At 67.8% G+C, this 20,427-nt stretch carries 19 protein-coding genes; 9 read left to right on the plus strand and 10 right to left on the minus strand.

Going from position 1 to position 20,427, the window contains the following annotated elements:
- Positions 1 to 66: 66 nt before the first annotated feature.
- From nirB to AC1M0F_RS03525, 4 genes are read left to right on the plus strand one after another with little or no spacing between them, the layout of a single operon-like run.
- A complete protein-coding gene (gene nirB / locus AC1M0F_RS03510; protein WP_480236808.1) occupies positions 67 to 2,676 on the plus strand; it encodes a nitrite reductase large subunit NirB in 2,610 nt (869 codons plus the stop codon).
- Entirely contained in the window at positions 2,676 to 3,455 is a 780-nt protein-coding gene (cobA, locus tag AC1M0F_RS03515; protein ID WP_480236809.1) for a uroporphyrinogen-III C-methyltransferase, read from the plus strand. Before nirB ends, cobA begins: the two co-directional genes overlap by 1 nt.
- Positions 3,452 to 4,588, plus strand: a complete 1,137-nt coding sequence (locus AC1M0F_RS03520; protein ID WP_480236810.1) for a uroporphyrinogen-III synthase — start codon at positions 3,452 to 3,454, stop codon at positions 4,586 to 4,588. Before cobA ends, AC1M0F_RS03520 begins: the two co-directional genes overlap by 4 nt.
- Positions 4,589 to 4,595: 7 nt before the next feature.
- Positions 4,596 to 5,714 carry a ThiF family adenylyltransferase gene (locus AC1M0F_RS03525; protein ID WP_480236811.1) on the plus strand — a complete coding sequence of 373 codons (1,119 nt, stop codon included), beginning with the start codon at positions 4,596 to 4,598 and terminating at the stop codon, positions 5,712 to 5,714.
- Here AC1M0F_RS03525 and AC1M0F_RS03530 read toward each other — a convergent pair.
- Both AC1M0F_RS03530 and moaA read right to left on the minus strand, forming a co-directional pair.
- Complete coding sequence (locus AC1M0F_RS03530) at positions 5,678 to 5,944, minus strand: MoaD/ThiS family protein (protein ID WP_480236812.1); 267 nt, start codon at positions 5,942 to 5,944, stop codon at positions 5,678 to 5,680. The two genes, AC1M0F_RS03525 and AC1M0F_RS03530, sit on opposite strands and share 37 nt — an antisense overlap.
- 4 nt (positions 5,945 to 5,948) lie before the next feature.
- Positions 5,949 to 7,040, minus strand: a complete 1,092-nt coding sequence (gene moaA / locus AC1M0F_RS03535) for a GTP 3',8-cyclase MoaA (RefSeq protein ID WP_480236813.1) — start codon at positions 7,038 to 7,040, stop codon at positions 5,949 to 5,951.
- Positions 7,041 to 7,227: 187 nt separating this feature from the next.
- On the opposite strand from moaA, the gene AC1M0F_RS03540 reads away from it, so the two are divergent.
- The 4 genes from AC1M0F_RS03540 to AC1M0F_RS03555 all read left to right on the plus strand — a co-directional run bounded on the left by AC1M0F_RS03540 (position 7,228) and on the right by AC1M0F_RS03555 (position 13,098).
- Complete coding sequence (locus AC1M0F_RS03540) at positions 7,228 to 7,692, plus strand: molybdenum cofactor biosynthesis protein MoaE (protein WP_480236814.1); 465 nt, start codon at positions 7,228 to 7,230, stop codon at positions 7,690 to 7,692.
- A 200-nt stretch (positions 7,693 to 7,892) separates the two neighbouring features.
- Positions 7,893 to 9,296, plus strand: a complete 1,404-nt coding sequence (locus AC1M0F_RS03545) for an MFS transporter (RefSeq protein ID WP_480236815.1) — start codon at positions 7,893 to 7,895, stop codon at positions 9,294 to 9,296.
- Between the two features lie 26 nt (positions 9,297 to 9,322).
- Positions 9,323 to 11,452, plus strand: a complete 2,130-nt coding sequence (locus AC1M0F_RS03550; RefSeq protein ID WP_480236816.1) for a molybdopterin oxidoreductase family protein — start codon at positions 9,323 to 9,325, stop codon at positions 11,450 to 11,452.
- Entirely contained in the window at positions 11,452 to 13,098 is a 1,647-nt protein-coding gene (locus tag AC1M0F_RS03555; RefSeq protein WP_480236817.1) for an FAD-dependent oxidoreductase, read from the plus strand. The genes AC1M0F_RS03550 and AC1M0F_RS03555 overlap by 1 nt, the downstream gene beginning before the upstream one ends.
- A gap of 10 nt (positions 13,099 to 13,108) precedes the next feature.
- Here AC1M0F_RS03555 and AC1M0F_RS03560 read toward each other — a convergent pair whose 3' ends face one another.
- The 7 genes from AC1M0F_RS03560 to AC1M0F_RS03590 all read right to left on the minus strand — a co-directional run bounded on the left by AC1M0F_RS03560 (position 13,109) and on the right by AC1M0F_RS03590 (position 17,611).
- Positions 13,109 to 14,317 carry a molybdopterin molybdotransferase MoeA gene (locus AC1M0F_RS03560; protein WP_480236818.1) on the minus strand — a complete coding sequence of 403 codons (1,209 nt, stop codon included), beginning with the start codon at positions 14,315 to 14,317 and terminating at the stop codon, positions 13,109 to 13,111.
- Positions 14,314 to 14,568 carry a DUF6457 domain-containing protein gene (locus AC1M0F_RS03565; protein WP_480236819.1) on the minus strand — a complete coding sequence of 85 codons (255 nt, stop codon included), beginning with the start codon at positions 14,566 to 14,568 and terminating at the stop codon, positions 14,314 to 14,316. Before AC1M0F_RS03565 ends, AC1M0F_RS03560 begins: the two co-directional genes overlap by 4 nt.
- Positions 14,565 to 15,212, minus strand: a complete 648-nt coding sequence (gene mobA / locus AC1M0F_RS03570) for a molybdenum cofactor guanylyltransferase (RefSeq protein WP_480236820.1) — start codon at positions 15,210 to 15,212, stop codon at positions 14,565 to 14,567. Before mobA ends, AC1M0F_RS03565 begins: the two co-directional genes overlap by 4 nt.
- Positions 15,213 to 15,307: 95 nt before the next feature.
- Complete coding sequence (gene rimM / locus AC1M0F_RS03575) at positions 15,308 to 16,027, minus strand: ribosome maturation factor RimM (RefSeq protein ID WP_480236821.1); 720 nt, start codon at positions 16,025 to 16,027, stop codon at positions 15,308 to 15,310.
- On the minus strand, positions 15,984 to 16,220 hold the full coding sequence (locus AC1M0F_RS03580; RefSeq protein WP_090709355.1) for an RNA-binding protein: 237 nt from the start codon (positions 16,218 to 16,220) through the stop codon (positions 15,984 to 15,986). The genes rimM and AC1M0F_RS03580 overlap by 44 nt, the downstream gene beginning before the upstream one ends.
- A 3-nt stretch (positions 16,221 to 16,223) precedes the next feature.
- Positions 16,224 to 16,646, minus strand: coding sequence for a 30S ribosomal protein S16 (gene rpsP, locus AC1M0F_RS03585; RefSeq protein WP_480236822.1), 423 nt, complete (start codon positions 16,644 to 16,646; stop codon positions 16,224 to 16,226).
- Positions 16,647 to 16,822: 176 nt separating this feature from the next.
- Positions 16,823 to 17,611 (minus strand): LLM class F420-dependent oxidoreductase, encoded by a 789-nt coding sequence (locus AC1M0F_RS03590; protein ID WP_480236823.1) that lies wholly within the window; start codon positions 17,609 to 17,611, stop codon positions 16,823 to 16,825.
- Positions 17,612 to 17,684: 73 nt separating this feature from the next.
- Between AC1M0F_RS03590 and AC1M0F_RS03595 the strand changes: the two genes are divergently transcribed.
- Positions 17,685 to 18,833, plus strand: a complete 1,149-nt coding sequence (locus AC1M0F_RS03595; protein ID WP_480237355.1) for a glutamate--cysteine ligase — start codon at positions 17,685 to 17,687, stop codon at positions 18,831 to 18,833.
- On the opposite strand, the gene ffh is transcribed toward AC1M0F_RS03595, so the two are convergent.
- Positions 18,830 to 20,401, minus strand: coding sequence for a signal recognition particle protein (gene ffh / locus AC1M0F_RS03600; protein ID WP_480236824.1), 1,572 nt, complete (start codon positions 20,399 to 20,401; stop codon positions 18,830 to 18,832). The two genes, AC1M0F_RS03595 and ffh, sit on opposite strands and share 4 nt — an antisense overlap.
- Positions 20,402 to 20,427: the final 26 nt, after the last annotated feature.

Here is a 20,427-nt window from a genome sequence, read left to right on the forward strand (position 1 = left end):
GGAAATTGGGCGGTAACGGCGTGAGGTTACGCTCGCCGGACACCAGTTACTTGGAGGTACCTGACGATGACTGAATCCACTACGGGTCCGGCCCGGTCCGACGGCGTTCGCGAAATCGTCGTGATCGGAGGAGGCCCCGCCGCCCACCGATTCGCCGACGCCGTGCACTCCCGTGACGATGCACGCACCCTCCACGTCTCGGTGATCTGCGAGGAGCCGTACCTCCCGTACGACCGCGTCGCACTCAGCAAGCGCCTGGAACACGACGCAGATCTGACCCTGCAGCCCGCGAACGTCTGGGACAACGACCACGTGACACTGCTCCTCGACGAACGAGCGGACGCCGTCGACCCCGACGCGAAGACCGTCACGACGTCCAGCGGGCGCACGCTCCGGTACGACGACCTCGTCTTCGCCACCGGCTCATCGGCTCCCGTCCCTGAGATCACCGGGCACGAACATGCCAAGGTGTACCGCACAATCGACGACGTCGACTACCTCTCCGCCGAGGTCGACCGGCTCGCCGTCGAGCTGGGCCGCCCCGCGCGCGTCCTCGTCGCCGGTGGCGGGCTGCTCGGCCTCGAAGCCGCAGGCGGCCTGTCCAGACGAGGTGCTGACGCCAGTGTCGTCCACTCCGGCTCCTGGCTGATGTCCGCCCAGCTCGACGAAGGCGCCGGCCGCGCCCTCGGACGCATCATCTCGGCGCAGGGCATCGGCCTGCACCTCGGGACCCGGCCGCGCAGCATCCTCGACTCCGACAACGGCACGGTGGTCGGCGTGAAGTTCGCCAGCGGCCAGCAGATCGCCGCGGACCTCGTCGTCTTCGCCATCGGCATCCGCCCGCGTGACGAACTCGCCCAGGCCGCCGGGATAGACCTCGGCGAGCGCGGCGGGATCGTCATCGGGACGGACTGCAGGACCTCGCACGAGAACGTCTGGGCGATCGGCGAGGTTGCGAACTTCGAAGGGCGTTGCACCGGGCTCGTTGCCCCGGCCAACGCCATGGCCGAAGTCGTCGCCGACCGCCTCCTCGGCGGGTCGGCAGAATTCACCACCGTCGACGACGCCACGAAGCTGAAGCTGTCCGGTGTGGACGTCGCCAGTTTCGGTGACGCCCTCGCCACGACGGAGCACTGCCTCGAGATCGTCTACGCCGACCCCGCCCGCGGCCTCTACCAGAAGCTCGTGATGACCGACGATGCGAAAACGCTGCTCGGCGGCATCTTCGTCGGCGACGCCTCACCGTACGCGGCGCTGCGCCCCATGCTCGGGTCCGAGCTCTCGAGCGAACCGGCCGCGTACCTTTCCGCATCCGGCATGGAAGCGCCTGCGGGTGACGAGCTGCCTGACGACGCCCTCGTCTGTGCCTGCAACAACGTCAGCGCCGGCACGGTGCGCGACGCCATCAACGGCGTCCACACCGACGCATGCACCGACCTCGGCGAGCTGAAGATCTGCACACGGGCGGGTACCCAGTGCGGATCGTGCGTCCCCCTCGTGAAGAAGATCCTCGAGACCGAGCTGACCCGGTCGGGTATCGCCGTCTCACGTGCCCTGTGCGAGCATTTCGAGCTCTCCCGCCAGGAACTGTTCGAAACCGTCCGCGTCTACGAACTGACCTCGTTCGACGAGATCATCGAACGGTTCGGGCGCGGCAGGGGCTGCGACGTCTGCAAGCCGGCCGTCGCATCCATCCTCGCCAGCCAGCACGACGGCCACATCCTCGATTCCGGCCGTGGCACCCTCCAGGACACCAACGACCGCGCCATGGCCAACATGCAGAAGGACGGCACGTACTCGGTGGTCCCCCGCATCCCCGGCGGCGAGATCACCCCGCAGAAACTCGCCGTCATCGCGCAAGTGGCCACGGACTTCGGCCTGTACACGAAGATCACCGGCGGCCAGCGCATCGACCTCTTCGGAGCGCGCCTCGACCAGCTGCCGCAGATCTGGAAGATCCTCGTCGACGCAGGCATGGAGTCAGGACAGGCCTACGGAAAGTCCCTGAGGAACGTCAAGAGCTGTGTCGGCTCCACCTGGTGCCGCTTCGGCGTCCAGGACTCCGTGAGCATGGCCGTCGCCCTCGAGCTGAGATACCGCGGCCTGCGCTCGCCGCACAAGTTCAAGATCGGCGTGTCCGGCTGTGCCCGTGAATGCGCCGAGGCGAGGGGCAAGGACGTCGGCGTCATCGCCACAGACAAGGGGTGGAACCTGTATGTCGGCGGCAACGGCGGCTTCCAGCCCACCCACGCACAGCTCCTCGTGGGCGACATCGATGACGAGACCCTGATCCGGTACATCGACCGCTACCTGATGTACTACATCCGCACCGCTGACCGGCTGCAGCGCACGGCCAGGTGGATGGAGGACCTCGACGGCGGTATCGACCACGTCCGTGAGGTCGTCGTCGAAGACTCACTCGGCCTCGGCGCCGAGCTGGAAGAGTCGATGGCGAAGCACGTCGACAACTATGAGGACGAGTGGGCGGCCACTCTCGCCGACCCCGAGCGCCTCAAGAAGTTCCGCTCATTCGTGAACGAGCCGGCAACGGCCGACCCGAGCGTCGCACGGGTTTCCGAGCGGGGACAGATGCGCCCGGCGACGAGCGAGGAGATCGAGAGAGGCGACGCCGTCTACCTTGCAGGGCCTACCATTCCTGTAAGGGAAGGGGCGTAATGACGGATGCCGGAACAGTCACGCTTGTCGGTGGAGGACCCGGGGACGAAGCGCTGCTGACAGCCGCTGCCGTCGCCGCGCTCAGCCGCGCAGACGTCGTCCTGTACGACCGGCTCGCTCCGCACTCTCACCTGACCGAGCTCGCCCCGAAGGCGACTCTCATCGACGTGGGCAAGCGCCCTGGGCACCACCCGATCGGGCAGGAGGGCATCGAGGCGGAAGTCGTCCGGCACGCCCTCACCGGCGCGAACGTGGTCCGGCTCAAGGGCGGCGACCCGTATGTGTTCGGACGCGGAAGCGAAGAGGTTCTCGCCTGCCACCGCGTCGGCATTCCGGTGAAGGTCATCCCCGGAGTGACCAGCGCCGTCGCCGTTCCCGCCTCAGTCGGCATCCCGCTGACCCACCGTGGTGTGAGCCACATGTTCACCGTTGTGTCAGGTCACGCCCCGCTCACCGACAGCGAACACCGCCACCTGGCCGGTCTCGGCGGCACGATCGTCGTGCTGATGGGGGTCGGCACGTTACCGACGCTCAGCCAGGGGCTGCTGCGTGAAGGTCTCCCCTCAGACACCCCCGTGGCGATCATCGAACGCGGATTCAGCGTCGACCGGCGTACGACGATCACCGACCTCGGTTCTGTCGTCCACGTGGCGGCCCAGGTCGAGGTCCGCTCGCCCGCCGTCCTCGTGATCGGACGGGTCGTCGACCTCGCCTTCGAGGGCGATCTCGACGCCGGCGCGCTGATGGACCGTGCCGGCCGGATGGCGGCGTTCGGATGAGCGACAGCACCACAGGCAGCACCGTTCCCGGATTCCGCGCCGACCAGCTCGAAGGATTCCGCATCGGGGTGACCAGCGACCGCCGGTCACAGGACCTGATCGATTCGTTCGAGCGCCGCGGGGCGCAGGTAGTCCACGCCCCCACCCTGCGCATCGCGCACGCTGCACACGACGAACCGCTGATCGCAGACACCCGCGCGATCATCGCCGCCCAGCCCGATGTGCTTCTCGCGACGACCTCCTACGGCATCCGCCGCTGGTTCGAGATCGCAGACACAGCAGGCCTCGGCCACGACCTCGTCGACGCCCTGTCTGAGACCTCAATCCTCGTCCGCGGCCCTAAGGCGCGCGGGGCGATCCGGGCCACAGGGCTGAACGATGTCGGGATGAGCGAGGAGGAGACCACGGCGTCCCTCGTCACGAAGGTTCTCGCGGATTTCCCACCCGGGCTCCGCATCGCCGTCCAGCTGCACGGCTACACCGACGAGGGGCAGCTCGACCGGTTGCGTGCCGTCCACTCCGAAGTGCTCACCGTCGCCCCGTACCGCTGGGCCGACCCCGATCAGACCGACGACAGGGTGAAGAAGCTCATCGATGCGGTCATCGGCGGAGCCATCGACGTCGTCACATTCACGAGTGCCCCGGCCGTCGACGCCCTGTTCAACGCCGCTGAGGCGCTCGGCCAGGACTCTGACCTGCTCGATGCGTTCCTCGGCGACGTCTTCACCGCTGCCGTCGGACCCGTCACGGCCGCGCCGCTCATCGCCTACGGGATCAGCCCGATCATGCCGGAGCGATACCGGATGGGCGCGCTGATCCGGCTGGTCTGCGAACACCTCGAACAGTACGGGGTGATCCGGCTGGAGACACGCCTCGGACCCGTCGCCCTGCGCGGATGCCTCGTCGACCTCCCGACCGGACGGGTCCAGCTGGCTCCGTCGGCTCTTGTGCTCTTCCGGCGGCTGATGAAGGCAGGCGGCGGAGTGGTCTCGCGCGCCGAACTGGCCGCCGCCCTTCCTGGGACCGTCGACGAGCACGCTCTCGAGGTCTCGATGAGCCGGCTGCGGCAGTCGCTCGGGGTTCCAGGCCTCGTCAACACCGTGGTGAAGCGCGGATACCGGATCGACGTCTGAGACCGACATGACCCAGCCCCCTTTCTCGCGGACTACGCGACCGGAAACGACCGAGAGGTACCGCCGCCAGACGGTGCTTCAGGAGGTCGGAGCGGCAGGGCAGGAACGCATCTCCGCCGCACGGGTCCTCGTCGTCGGTGCAGGCGGGCTCGGCTCACCACTCCTGATCTCGCTCGCCGCCGCTGGGATCGGCACGATCGGGCTGGTCGACGACGACGTCGTCGCCGAGTCGAACCTCGCCAGGCAGACCGTCCACCGGTCGGACAGTGTCGGTGAGGCGAAGACGTCCTCTGCGGCGCGCACCCTCGCGACGGTGAACCCGGACGTGACCGTGATCCAGCATCCGGTGCGCCTGACCCGGGAGAACGCACTCGCCGTGACGACGGGGTACGACCTGATCGTCGACGGAACGGATACGTTCGAAACGCATTACCTCACTGCCGATGCGGCCGAGCATCACTCGGTCCCGTTCGTGTGGGGCTCCGTTCTCCGGTTCGATGGGATGGTCTCGGTGTTCGATCCGGGCTCAGGGCCGGACTCCCCCGGGTTCCGCGACCTCTTTCCCGATGAGGCGGCATCGAACACCGCCGAGTCCTGCGAGCTGGTAGGTGTGCTCGGCTCGAGCTGCGCGATCGTCGCCGGGGTGATGGCCGCCGAGGTGATGAAGCTCGTGGTCGGCTTCGGTGAACCCTTGCTCGGGCGGGTGCTCGTCATCGATGCCCTCACCGCCGGGTTCCGCGAAATCCCCCTGCGGGCGGGTGGTTCCCGACTGCAGCGGTCGACGAGCCCGCCGACCGCGACGCACGAAACCGTGACCGCTGCCGAGTTCGACGCGCTTCGTGCTGACGGAAGCCGTCTGACGGTGATCGACGTGCGCGAAGCGGATGAACACCGTGCGTCAGCGATTCCGGGATCGCTGAACATCCCGCAGGATGACCTCGCGGATGCTCGCGGCCGGCTCGACCCGGACGTTCCGCTCGTCGTGTACTGCGAGATCGGCGTGCGCTCCGCGGTCGCCACCGCGTTCCTCACCCGGCAGGGGTACCAGGCGAGGAGCCTCGACGGAGGCATCCGTTCCTGGCTGAGGCGTCAGCCGCCCGCGAACGGCGGCAACACGTCGAGCTGATCGCCGTCGGCGAGTTGCCTGTCCCGATCCCGCGTGGTGACTCCGTTGACGATGAATGAGCAGCGTCCGAGGACGGTGCCCAGCGTCGTCTCGCCTGTCGTCGCCGAACGCTCGACGTCCGCGAGAACCGCGTCGATCGTGACGGGCTGTGAGTACTCCAGCCGGTCCGTCGTCCTGCCGACGCCTGCGGCCGCGGCTGCGAAGTAGCGCACATCGATTCCGATGGTCATCCGCTCAGCCTCCGATGGCGCTCATCGTGCGTTCCGGCTGCACGAAACCGGGGGTGTTGACCTCGTGCCCTGCCGCCTTTCGCCACATCTCGCCCTGCCAGAGCCGAGCGAGCGTGTCATCGTCTGCTCCGCTTCGCAGCGGGCCGAGAAGGTCGGTCTCATCGTTCGCGAACAGGCAGTTGCGGACTCCGCCTTCAGCTGTCAGCCGGGTCCGCCTGCAATCGCCGCAGAACGGTTCGGTCACCGATGCGATGATGCCGACGCGACCGAGAAGCCTGTCGGTCCCCGGCCTGCGGACCTGCCAGAGCTCGGCCGGCGCACCGTCCCGCGGGACGACATCCGGTGTGAGGGCGAATTCGGAGGACAGCATCCGCCGGATCTCCGCTGCCGTCACCATTCCCTCGCGGGTCCAGCTGTGGTCCGCGTCGAGGGGCATCTGCTCGATGAACCTGAGCTGGTGGCCGTGGCGCAGCGACCAGTCCAGGAGTTCGACGGCCTGGTCGTCGTTCACCCCGCGCACAAGGACGGTGTTGATCTTGATCGAGCCGAACCCGGCCGTCCCTGCTGCGGCGATTCCGTCGAGAACCCTCTGGAGGAACGGACGCCGGGTGATGAGGGCGAAGACGTCAGGGTGCAGGGAGTCGAGTGAGATGTTCAACCGGTCCAGGCCTGCGGCGTGGAGTTTCTCCGCTCGGGAGGCCAGGCCGATCGCATTCGTGGTGAGGGAGATCTCCGGCCGGTCTGGCAGGCCAGCACAGGCCGCGACGATGTCGACCAGGTCGGCGCGCAACAACGGCTCCCCGCCGGTGAACCGCACCTGGCGCACTCCGAGAGTGCCGACGGCTATGCCGACGAGCCGCCTGATCTCGTCAGCGGTCATCAGCGCGTCGACCGGCTGGCTGGGGAGCCCCTCAGCCGGCATGCAGTAGGTGCAGCGCAGATTGCACTTGTCGGTGAGGGAGATCCTGAGGTCGGTGGCTGTGCGACCGAAGGTGTCGATGAGGGCGTCCGATCGCGGCCGTTCGACCGGCAACCGGAACGATTCCGGCTCGATGGCGCTGGGGCGATGGCGCGGGATGCCCAGGGCAACACTCATGCGGTAACCCTACGAAATTCTTGGCCGAGCCGCATTGCTGGCATGTTTCGTGAGCGTAAACTCGGCTCAAAACCGCGGTTCTCGAGCTGCTGTGAGGGTTATCGTTGCCTTGCACCGACGAAACGGAACACGCGAATGCCCTCCTGCCTTGCCTCCTGCAGTCCCCGGTTCTCAGGCGGTGGCGACCATGTCTCCGACGAGTGACGGCGGCGTTCAGGACGAGCGCTCCGACGCGGTGAAGGTCGCGATCGTGACCGCGGACCCGATCGATCTCGACGGGCTTCGTGCCGCAGTGACGGATGCCACGATGGGCGCTGTCGTCACGTTCGAGGGCGTCGTGCGCAACCATGACGACGATCGGGGCGTCACCTGGCTGAGCTACTCGGGGCATCCGCTCGCCGGGGACGCGCTGCGCGCCGCGGCGGAGTCGGTCTGCCGTGATTTCCCCGACGTCGTCGTCGCGGTCGCCCACCGGGTCGGGCGACTCGACATCGGCGGGCTGGCCCTCGGCTGCGCTGTGGCGAGCGCCCACAGGGCCGAGGCGTTCCTGGCATGCGCTGCCCTCATCGACCGGGTGAAGGAGTCCGTTCCGATCTGGAAGGAACAGGCGTTCGACGACGGCGGCACCGAATGGGTGCAGGCGATCGGTTGATGCTGGCCCCTGCTCCGACGGGCCGTCGCGCCTCATGTAACGAACATGTGACACGTGCCCCACGGAGTACCCGCACCGGTGTGAGCGGCAGGGAATGCAGCGTTAACGCCCCACTCGAAGAACGGAAACACGGACTCTCTAGCGTCGGAACCAGACATACTCCGCACCGCCTTTGCTCCCCCGACGTTCTTGGAGTCCTCATGACCGCACCGCTCACCGCCCCGCCCGCCACCGCAGCGCCGTCCACGGTCGAACTGGTCCACCGGCCAGGCCGCTGGATCGACAACTGGGACCCGGAAGACACCGGATTCTGGAACCGGCAGGGCCGCTCGATCGCCCGCCGCAACCTTAGCTGGTCGATCTTCGCCGAGTTCCTCGGCTTCGTCATCTGGCAGCTCTGGAGCATCGTCGTCGTCATGCTCCCCGCCGCCGGGTTCACCTTCACGACGACCGAGACGTTCTGGCTCATCTCCATGCCGAGCCTCGTCGGGGCGACGCTGAGGTTCCCCTACTCGTTCATGGTGCCGAAGGTGGGCGGCCGCAACTGGACGATCATCTCGGCCGGGCTGCTCCTCATCCCCTCCATCGCCCTCGCGTTCGCCGTGCAGAACCCGGAGATCCCGTTCCCGGTCATGCTCGGCATCGCAGCCCTCGCCGGCCTCGGCGGCGGCAACTTCGCCAGCTCCATGTCGAACATCACCTTCTTCTACCCGCAGAGGGAGAAGGGCTGGGCACTCGGCCTCAACGCCGCAGGAGGCAACCTCGGTGCATCCGTCGCGCAGTTCGTCGTGCCGATCGCCGTCACCATCGGAGCGGGAGCGAGCCTCAACCTCTCCCTCGCCGGCTGGATCTGGGTGCCGTTCATCCTCCTCGCCATGTTCGGCGCCTACCGCTACATGGACAACCTGTCGAGCGCCAAGGCCGACTTCGCCGGCTCAGCGGCGGCTCTCCGCGAGCCGCACCTGTGGATCCTCGCGGTCCTCTACATCGGCACCTTCGGTTCGTTCATCGGTTTCGCCTCGGTCTTCCCGAAGCTCATCGCCGACCAGTTCCCCGAGTTCTCCACCTTCGCTGTCGGGGCAGCATCGATCTCCCTGGCGTTCCTCGGTGCGCTGACCGGTTCGCTCGCCCGACCGTACGGCGGCAAGCTCGCCGACCGCTTCGGCGGTGCCGTGATTACGATGGTCGCTTTCAGTGTCATGGCCGTCGGCGCTCTCGCCGTGCTGTGGACCCTTCCGCTGGGCAACTTCTGGCTGTTCCTCGGTTGCTTCCTCGTGCTGTTCATGGCGTCAGGTGTCGGGAACGGATCCACCTACCGGATGATCCCGAGCGTCTTCGCCGCACGGGCAGGTTCGACCAACGCCCACTCGGCCGGGTCGGATGTCACCACTCAGCGCAAGGCTGCTGCCGCTCTCGGCCTCATCTCGGCGATCGGCGCATACGGCGGGTTCGCGATCCCGCAGATCCTCAACCTGTCGCAGTCCACGACGGGAGGCTATGAAGCCGCGTTCTTCGGATTCGTCGCCGCATACGCCGTGCTCGTCGCCGTCACCTACCTCGTGTACTACCGCAAGAACGCCTCCCTGGCCGGCCAGCGACTCTGAACCGCCCACGAACGAAAGCACCACACATGAGCACCATCGGAACATCAGCTGGGACAGCAACCCACTGCCCGTACTGCGCGCTGCAGTGCGCCATGACGCTCACCCCGCAAGACACGACACCGGAAGGCGGCCCCGCCCGCCTTCCGGTCGTCGTGTCCGGTCGCGACTTTCCCACCAACCGTGGCGGGCTGTGCAAGAAGGGCTGGACGTCAGCCGAGCTGCTCGCGTCCGGCGGGCGCCTCACGTCTCCACTCCTGAAGGATGCGACCGGTGGTTTCCGGGAGGCCGGCTGGGAGGAGACACTCGACCTCATCGCCACGCGGCTGATCGGCATCCGTGAGGCTCACGGGGCGGATGCCATCGGCGTCTTCGGCGGTGGCGGGCTCACGAACGAGAAGGCCTACCAACTCGGCAAGTTCGCGCGGATCGCCCTCGGCACGAGCCGGATCGACTACAACGGCCGTTTCTGCATGTCCTCCGCCGCTGCGGCGGGGAACAGGGCCTTCGGCCTCGACCGCGGGCTCCCGTTCCCTCTCGAGGACCTCGACGGGGCGTCCACGATCCTCATGCTCGGTTCGAACGTCGGCGAGACGATGCCCCCGTTCATCGGCCACCTCACAGGAGCTCAGGCGGCCGGAGGCCTCATCGTCGTCGATCCGCGGCGCTCATCCACAGCGAAGCTCACCGACGACGGCAAGGGCATCCATCTCCAGCCCGCGCCGGCAACCGACCTCATCCTGCTGCTCGGCCTCATCCACATCGTGATCGCGGAGAAGCTCGTCGACGAGGCGTACGTGGCTGGGCGCACGACCGGGTTCGCCGAACTCCGCCGCAGCGTGAGCGCCTGGTGGCCCGAGCGGGTCCAGGCATCCACAGGAATTCCCGTCGCACAGTTGCGTGAGGTCGCGCGCCGCCTCGCATCCGGCGGCAGCAGCTACATCCTCACCGGTCGCGGCATCGAACAGCACGTCGACGGAACAGACACCACGACAGCCGCCATCAACCTCAGTCTCATCCTCGGCCTTCCCGGGCGACCGGGATCCGGCTACGGCACGCTGACCGGGCAGGGTAACGGCCAGGGGGGCCGGGAGCACGGCCAGAAATGCGACCAGCTCCCCGGCTACCGCAAGATCACCGATCCGGCCGGCCGGCGCCACGTCGCCGCCGTCTGGGGCGTCGACGAATCCCTGATCCCCGGCCCCGGGCTCCCCGCCGTCGAACTCCTCAAAACGCTCGGCCGCCCCGACGGTATCCGTGCGCTCCTCGTCCACGGGTCGAACGTCGTCGTCTCAGCGCCCAACGTCAGTTCGGTGCGCGACGGTCTCGCCCGGCTCGACCTCCTCATCGTCTGCGACTTCTTCCTCTCCGAGACCGCCGCTCTCGCCGACGTCGTCCTCCCCGTCACCCAGTGGGCGGAGGAAGAAGGAACCATGACCTCCCTCGAAGGCCGCGTCATCCGCCGCAGGAAGGCGCTGGACGCACCGGCAGGAGCACGAACGGAACTGTGGATCATGCACGAACTCGCTCGCCGCCTGGACTCCCCGTCGACCTTCAGCACTGACCCGCGTGAGGTCTTCGACGAGCTCGCCAGCGCGTCCGCAGGCGGCATCGCCGACTACTCCGGCCTCAGCTACGAACTCCTCGACACCGAGGCCCCCGCATTCTGGCCCTACCCCGTCGGATCGACAGGAACCCCCCGCCTGTTCGCCGAGTCGTTCGCGCACCCCGACGGCCTGGCCCGCATCGTCGCCGTCGCTCCGCACGCGAAAGCCGAACGGCTCTACACCGACGGGCAACTCACCCTCATCACCGGCCGGCTGCTCGAGCATTACCAGTCTGGCGCCCAGACCCGCCGCGTCGATGAACTGAACGACGCCCAACCCGAGGTGTTCGTGCAGATCCACCCGGCGACGGCCGCACGGCTGGGCATCGTCGACGGAGGGATGGTCGACGTGGCCAACGATCGTGGGCAGCTCCGCTGCCGGGCGAGACTGAGCACAGACATCCGTCACGACACGGTGTTCGTCCCCTTCCACTACGCGGGAGCGGATTCGGCGAACCTGTTGACGCAGGATGCCACCGATCCGGTGTCCGGGATGCCCGATTTCAAGACGGCGGCCGTCACGGTGAGTGCCGTTGCAGGGGCGGTCGTCTGATGCGCGCCGCTGAGCGGGTCGTCCTCGTCGGGTTCGGGTCCGTCGGCGCCCGGTTCGCCGAGGAACTCCTCCCCTCCGTGAGCGACGGTCGGATCGCGTTGACGGTGATCGGCCGCGAGGACTCCGAGCCGTACAACCGCGTACTCGTCGCCGAGTACGCGGTCGGCCACGCCGAACTCGACGCGATGATCCTGCCGGGCACTGCGGAGCTCAGCGCCGCAGGCGCCACCGTGCACACGGGCGTCACGGTGCTGTCGGTCGACCGGGAACTGCGTCTGGTCGGGCTGAGTTCGGGCGATCAGGTCCCGTACGACCGTCTCGTCCTTGCCACGGGCGCCCGCGCCAACGTCCCGACGCTCGAGGGTGTCGACAAACACCGCCGGGACCGTATGTCCCTCGAGAAGTACACGGATACCCTTGTCGGCGCCGACGACGAGCTGCCGGACGGCATCACAGTGCTCCGCGACCTCGCCGACGCCGACAGGGTCAGGAATGCGGTCGACGGCAGGAAGCGGATCATCGTGCTCGGCGCAGGCGTGCTGGGCCTCGAAGTCGCCCTCGCCGCTGCGAAGGAGGGCGCAGAGGTGTGCGTCGTGCACCACGGCGGGTTCCCGATGCCGCGCAACCTCGACCGTGGAGCCGGCAGCGTGCTCACCGCTGCCCTCCGCCGGCTGGGCGTGAGCGTCGTCGCCCACAGCAGGGCCGAGGCCGTGAGCTTCCACAGCGACGACGGCGCAGGCACGCACACCTTCGACGCCCTCATCACCGCAGACGGCAAGAAGATCCCCGGCGATCTGCTGATCCTCTCCTGCGGAGTGAGCGCCCGCACCGATCTCGCCGTGCTCGCCGGCCTGCGGGTCGCCGCCGGCATCCTCGTCGGCGAGAACCTCCGGTCCTGGTCGGACGACCGCGTCTACGCCATCGGCGACTGCGCCCAGATCACCGAGCCGACAGACGAACTCCGGGTGCAGCGGGACGTACCCGGCGCCCCCTCTGGCCTGATCGGCCCCGGCTGGCGGCAGGCCGAATGGCTCGCCGGCCACCTCGCCGCAGAGGCCGCAGGCGATCGCGCTCCGACTGAACCGCCCGTCGAACGACCGGCCCTCGTGATGCTGAAGGCCGACGGCGTCGACGGCGTCGACGTCGTCGCTGTCGGCGATGTGTCGGTCGAGCCGTGGGACGACGACCATGACCCCGCCAGCGGCCCTGTGCACCCCGTCGCTCCGCGGCGGGTGGCGCAGTGGGCCGACCCGGAGCATGGCCGCTACCTCAAGATGGTGACCCGCGACGGCATCCTCACCGGATTCGTCAGTGTGGGTATGCCGAGGACGGCCGCGGAACTGACGATGCTGTTCGAACGCGGAAGCGAACTGCCCGCTGACCGCTCCGTGCTGATGCGCTTCGATGGCCCCGACTACTCCGCAGAATCGACCGCTGACGCGTTCGCACCGACCGCGACGGTCTGCTGGTGCAACGGCGTCACCGTCGAGAAGATCGAGGAGTCGGCACACCAGGGCAACACGACAGTGGCGTGCATCGGGAAATCCACCCGTGCTGGAACCGGCTGCGGCGGGTGCAAGGGCCGCATCGGTGAGCTGCTCACGCGTTTCGCCGAGTCGGAGGGGAAGCAGGAGCTGGCAGTCTGACCGGCTGCCCTCACCAGGGCAGGTCGAGCAGCCTTACGCTGAAGCCGGGTGACGCGTCTGACGGTTCGACGACGAGCAACCCGTCCGCGTCTGCCAGTCCCCTCAGCATCGCTGGGCCTCGCCATCGGCTCACGACGGGGATGCCGCGTTCCCGGCTGAACGGGACGAGAACGGTGAGTCCGCGGCCGACGGCGGTCGTCACGTCATGGGGCAGAGTCGGCGTGTCGATCTCGGGGATGGTCTCGTCGTCCATCCCGAGCATCCCCCGGATCAGCGGGATGCCGAAGCTGACGAAGCAGACGAGGGCGGCGAGCGGGTTCCCCGGCAACGCGAGCACCGGGGTGCCTGCGCTCGTTCGCCCCAGGAGCACAGGATGGCCGGGGCGTACGTCCACACCGTCGAACACGATCGCCCCTGAGCCGAGGAGCACGGGCCGCACCCGGTCGGTGTCACCACGTGAACTACCCCCAGTGGTCACGACGAGGTCGCCCTCCGCCCTCTCGATGGCGGCCTCGGTGCCGACGGCGGTGTCACTGACCGCGTGGACATCGACGATGGTCGCGCCCGCCCCGCGCACGAGACCGGGGAGCACAGGGCCGAGCGCATCGCGCACCGAACCGGGCGACGGGATTCCCGACGTCAGGAGTTCGTCTCCGGTGATCAGGATGGTGACCCGAGGGCGTTCCGTCACCAGGACAGAATCGTGCCCGCAGGCTGCGGCCAGGGCGATGCGGGCGGGCGTGAACACCGCACCGGCACGGACAAGGGTCGTGCCAGCGTCGAGTTCCTCCCCACGCAGCCGGACATGCGCGTCCGCGGTCGGGTGGTCGGGGCCGATTCGCGTGCTGCGCTCCAACCACAGCGTGCCGTCCCTGTCGGGCTCGACCCGGCCGTGTTCGCTCCGCAGCACGCCGAACGTTCCTGCGGGAATCGGTGCGCCAGTGGTGATCGGACGCGCCGAGGACGACGCGAGCGGGATGTCGTCGGGAACGCTGCCCATTCCGACCCGTTCGCCCACGCGCCAGGGCGGGTCGCCGGCGACGGCCCATCCGTCCATGGCGCTGACGGATGCCGTCGGCAGCCCGACGAGCGCGAGGAGCGGCGCAGCGGCGATCCGGCCGAGGGCGTCGTCCAGCGGGACACGCGACCGTTCCAGGGGTGTGTCGCGCCCCGTCTGCCACGCCAGATCCCGCGCCGTCGCCCAGGACGTACCGCTCACGGCGTCTGGTCGCCTGCGGCCAGAGCGCTCGCTGTCCGGCTGAGTGCTTCGATGTCGCGTGCCGACCCTCCGGTCTTCCCTGCCGCGTAGCCGACCAGAAACGTGGTCAGCGGGGCAGCGGGGCGAGCGACACCGTGCGCGGCGTCGCGTGCGAGGTCGAGGATGAGTGCGATGTCGGGGTCGAAGTCGGGGATCCCGAGTGCTACGGTCAGCCGGCGCGCCCACCCTTCCAGGTCTGATGGATCGGTCATGAGATGTCGCTTCCAGTGAGGACGGGAATGAGGATGCCGTGACGGGCGGCATCCTCGGCGGTGTCGATGTCGGCGCAGAGCCCGCCGTCGATCTGCACGTCGGTGAGTTCGATGGCGTCGATCAGCCGACGCAGCGGCAGTCCGTCGAGACCACCGGCGTACCTGGCCACCTCCCGGCGCAGTGCTCCGTTGGGGTACACACCGAGCAGGAACTGGCGACGCCCGGTGTCGTCGACCGCGATGACGCCTCCCCCCGCGCGGAGAAAGCCCCGCAGGAGCTCGGGGACCGCCTCTGTGGCGCGTGGAAGGTCTGCCGCGAGGACGAGGGTGAAGGGGGCTGCGTCCGTCCCGAGCGCGGCCAGTCCGGCGGCTAGGGCGGCGGAGGGACCCGCGAATGCGGGCTGTTCCCTCGTCACCACGAGCTCCGGCCAGGCGTCGACGGCGAGGGCAGGGGTCGACTCCCCCACCCAGACCACGCGGCGGGCAGCCCGCACGGCGGTCAGGATGTGTCGTCGGAGGGGTGCGCCCCTGAAGACGAGAGAGGACTTGTCCGTTCCTCCGAGACGGGAACCTCGGCCTCCGGCGAGGATGACGACGTCGAGGTCGGCGAGCAGGGTGGGTGCCACGTCTGCGTGTTCCGACATGTCGTGCCTCGATCCGGCGCCGTCAGATGTCCGGGCGCTGTACCCAGCCTAGATCGGGCGTGTTTCCGACGTGTGACGGCACCGGAGGAGAGTCGTCAGCGGGACGAGTCGTCCTCGGTCGTCGATGCGTCGTCGTCGGTTTCGAGGACGCCCGGTGCGTCGGTGGTGTCGCCGTCGGCCGCGGTTTCCCCGGCGGCGGGCTCGTCGTCGTCTGCGTCGTCCTCGGGGAGCTCTTCGAAGAGCCCGGCGGGAGGAGTGACGGTGACGATGCCGGTCTCGATGTCGACGGCGGGCACGAGTGCCTTGACGAACGGCACCATGACGTCACCGGTCGCCGTGGTGACGATGAGGAGGTCCTGGGCCGGGAAGTGGTCGACGCGGGCGACGGTGCCGACCTTCTGGCCGTCACGGTGAACGGCGAGGCCGACGAGCTGGTGGTCGTACCAGGCGTCCTCTTCAGGGGATGCCTCGGCCGAGTCCTGCTCGATCCAGAGGATCGCCTTCACGAGCGTCTCAGCCTCTGAGCGGTCGGTGACACCCTCGAAGAATCCGACCGGGTGGCCGTTGTACCAGCGCAGCTCGGTCAGAGTGAGCGATTTGCCGTGCCAGGCGGACCCGGTGGGAACCTGGAGGGTGAAGACGGCCCCGGGGACGAACCGGCGTCCGGGGTCATCGGTGAAGAGTTCGAGCTTGATGGCTCCCTTGAGCCCGTGGGCCTTCGTGAGCCGTCCGACCCTGAGCTGGGTCTTCGGCGTCTGGGCAGCGCTCACGTCAGGAATCGGTGTCGACGACGTCGACGCGAACGCGGCGACCATCGGCGAGAGCGGAAACGAGTGTGCGAAGCGCCTTGGCCGTCCGGCCTGAGCGGCCGATCACACGGCCGAGGTCCTCGGGGTTCACGCGAACCTCGAGGACCTCACCGCGTGGTGAGCTCTGCGCTACGACGGTCACGTCGTCCGGATTGTCAACAATCCCCTTGACGAGGTGTTCGAGAGCAGGTGCGAGCAATTGTTACGCCTTGTCTTCTTCAACGGCCGGAGCGGCCTCAGTCTCGGCGGGAGCTTCTTCCTTGACCGCGGGCTTTTCGGCCTTCGGCTTGAGAACGGGCTTCTTCTTCTCGTCGGCGACGAACGGAACCTTGGGCTCCTTCACCTTGACGGTCGAGACGGCATCCTTGTCACCCTTGAACTTGCCCCAGTCGCCCGTGAGCTTGAGGATGGCTTCGACCTGAGGGGTCGGCTGGGCGCCGACGGACAGCCAGTACTGTGCACGCTCGGACTTGACCTCGATGAACGAGGGCTCCTCGGTGGGGTGGTACTGGCCGATTTCCTCGATGACGCGGCCGTCACGCTTGGTGCGTGAGTCGGCGACGACGATGCGGTAGTACGGTGCGCGGATCTTGCCCAGGCGCTTCAAACGAATCTTGACAGACACAATTCTCCTGAAAGTTATTTGTTGTGTGATTGTGCTCGTCACCGGCTGCGTGGGGGCACACTCGGTCCGAAAGCTCTTATTGCTGCAGCGCCTGATTAGAGGGTCGGGCGAGTGCAGACTCGACTAACCATTCTGTCAGATATTCAGCGACTGTGTTACCAGCGCGCGTGGGAGGTTCAGGATGTGACGCTGTCACGCCAGGCGAGCCAGCGTTTGACGTTGGCGATGTCGTGGTGAGGGCCGGTGATCCCCAGGGTGAACATCGTCGTGCCGAGGGCATGCAGCTCGTCTGCCGTGGCCTCGTTCCTGCCCCTCAACTCGGTGGAGATCTCGATGGAGCTCGTGTCGCGGCCGACGGCGTCACCGTGCCCGCGGAGGATCTCCAGTTTCTCGGTCAGGACCTCCGGAGTGCTGAAGCTGTGCCAGATGTCGGCGTGCTCGGCGACGATGCGCAGGGTCTTCTTCACACCGCCTCCGCCGATCATGATCGGGATCTGACGCGTGGGCGGCGGGTTGAGCTTCGACCAGCGGTCGGTGATGACCGGGAGCGCCTCGCCGAGTGCGGCGATCCGGCTGCCGGGCGTGCCGAACTCGTAGCCGTACTCGTCATAGTCGCGTTCGAACCAGCCGGCACCTGTGCCGAAGATGAAGCGGCCACCGGAGATGTGGTCGAGCGTGCGGGCCATGTCTGCCTGGAGGTTGGCGTTGCGGTAGCTGTTGCAGTTCACCAGGGTGCCGAACTCGACCCTGCTGGTCTGCTCAGCCCATGCTCCGAGCATCGTCCAGGCCTCGAAGTGCAGCCCGTCCGGTTCGCCGCTCAGCGGGAAGAAGTGATCCCAGTTGAAGATGATGTCGACGCCCAGGTCTTCGAGCTCGGTCACCGTGTCGCGGATCGCGGCATAGGGGGCGTGCTGAGGAGCGATCTGGACACCGATGCGGACGGGGCGGTTCTGCGCTGAGGACATTGCTCAAGCCTAGGCCCGGCATGGAAGGATGAAGCGTGCCGGACGACCACCCGGCAGAATCGGACGGGTGAACATGGGAATCGACTTCGCCAGGTCGGAACGATCGACGGTGGGCATCGAGTGGGAGCTCGCCCTCGTGGATCGTGACAGCGGCGAACTCGTGTCGGCAGCGGACGAGGTACTCCTCGCCCTGCACCAGCCGGACGGCTCCCCGCACCCGTATATCACCGGTGAACTGCTGCTCAACACCGTTGAACTGGTCAGCGCGGTGCACACGACCGTCGGCGCCGCGGTCGCCGACCTCGACGGACAGCTGCAGGAACTGCGGCAGGTCACCCTCGGCCGCGGGATCGACATCATCGGGAGCGGCTCGCACCCGTTCGGACAGTGGTACGACCAGCCCGTCGCCAACAAGGAGCGCTACCACAAGCTCATCGAGCGCACGAAGTGGTGGGGCAGGAACATGATGATCTGGGGTGTGCACGTGCACGTCGGCATCGAGGATCGCGACAAGGTGATGCCGATCCTCAACGCCATGCTCAGCTACATCCCCCACCTGCAGGCGATCTCGGCGTCCAGTCCGTACTGGAGCGGGATCGACACCGGCTACGCCTCGAACCGTGCCCTGATGTTCCAGCAGCTCCCCACCGCCGGGCTCCCCTACCAGCTCGCCGACTGGGCGGCATTCGAGAACTACGTGGCCGACATGACCACCCCGGGGATCATCGACGATTACACCGAGGTGCGCTGGGACATCCGTCCGTCACCGCACTGGGGCACCCTCGAGGTGCGGTTCTGCGACGGCGCATCGACGCACCGCGAACTCGCCGCTGTGGCCGCCCTGATCCACTCCCTCGTCGAGCACCTGTCCACGCGACTCGACCGTGGCGAGACCCTGTCGGTGCTCCAGCCCTGGTATGTGCGAGAGAACAAGTGGCGGGCCGCACGCTACGGCCTCGACGCGGAGATCATTCTCGACAACGAGGGCAACGAACGCCCCGTCACCGACGACATCCGTGACCTCATCGGGACACTCGCGCCGGTCGCCGACCGGCTGGGCTGCGGCGCGGAACTCGCGTCGATCGAGAGGATCCTCGACGACGGCGCAAGCTACGCGAGGCAGCTGCGGGTCGCCGAGGCGAACGACGGCGACCTCACGAGCGTCGTGAAGGCGCTTGCCCAGGAGCTGCGCGAGGGTTCGGTGCCGCGACCGGGTCTCTAGCGGCCGAGGAACTTCTGCAGGCTGGCGAGCTCTTCTTCGCTCGGCCCTGCGGCGCCCGCTGCACCGCCGGCACCGCCGAGACCGAACCCGGTCCCGCCCGTCGGAGCAGCCGCAGGCTTCACGCCCGAAGCCAGTGCCGCGTTCTCAGAGGCGCGCTTGGCCGGGTTGCCCGACTTCGAGCCCTTCTTCTTCGGCTGCTGCTTGCGGGAACCGCCGCCGCCACCACCGGGGATCGGGCCCATGCCCGGGATCTGGGGCACGCCGCCCTTGGCGACGGTCTTCATCATCTTCGCGGCCTGCTCGAACCGGTTCACAAGCGCGTTGACCTCGGTCACGGTCGAACCGGAACCCCGGGCGATCCGCAGGCGACGGGACCCGTTGAGAAGCTTCGAGTTGCGGCGCTCAGCGAGGGTCATCGACTGGATGATCGCTTCGGTCCGCACGATCTCCCGCTCATCGAAGGCGTCGAGCTGCTGCTTCATCTGGCCCATGCCGGGAAGCATGCCCATCATCTTCTTGATCGACCCCATGTTGCGCAGCTGCTGCATCTGCTTGAGGAAGTCTTCGAGGGTGAAAGTGTCGGTCGAGAACTTCTCGGCCATGGCGCGGGCTTCGTCCTCGTCGAACGCTTCCTGCGCCTGCTCGATCAGGGTGAGGATGTCACCGAGGTCGAGGATGCGGCTGGCCATCCTGTCGGGGTGGAACGGCTCGAAATCGTCGAGACCCTCACCGGTGGAGGCGAAGATGATCGGGCGGCCGGTGACGGATGCCACGGACAGCGCGGCACCGCCCTTGGCGTCGCCGTCGAGCTTCGAGAGGACGACACCGGTGAAGTCGACACCGTCCTGGAACGCCTTGGCCGTTGCGACGGCATCCTGTCCGATCATCGCGTCGATGACGAACAGCACCTCATCGGGGCTGATGGCGTTACGGATGTTCGATGCCTGCTTCATCAGCTCGGCATCGACACCGAGACGGCCGGCCGTGTCGACGATGACCGTGTCGTACTGCTTCGTGCGCGCGTAGGCGATGGAGTCCCGCGCGACCCTGACCGGGTCACCGACACCGTTGCCCGGCTCGGGTGCGTAGACCGCGACCCCGGCCTGCTCCGCCACGACGCTCAGCTGGGTGACGGCGTTCGGGCGCTGGAGGTCGGCGGCGACGAGGAGCGGCGTGTGACCGTCCTTCGCCAGCCACTTGGCCAGCTTTCCGGCGAGGGTCGTCTTACCTGCACCCTGAAGGCCGGCGAGCATGATGACCGTCGGCGGGTTCTTCGCGAACTCCAGCCGGCGCTGCTGACCGCCGAGGATGGCGACGAGTTCGTCGTTGACGATCTGCACAACCTGCTGGGCGGGGTTGAGAGCCTTGTTGACCTCGTCGCCGAGGGCGCGCTCGCGCACCTTGCCGGTGAAGTCCTTGACGACGTCGAGCGAGACGTCGGCCTCGAGGAGGGCGCGCCGGATCTCGCGCACGGTGCCGTCGACGTCTGACGCCGAGAGCGAGCCCTTCTTACGGAGGTTCTTGAAGGTCTCGGAGAGCCGGTCTGAGAGGTTTCCAAAAGTAGCCATTTGACATCCAGTTTACCGAGCCAGAC

The sequence above is a fragment of the Mycetocola sp. Y719 genome (assembly GCF_056713205.1).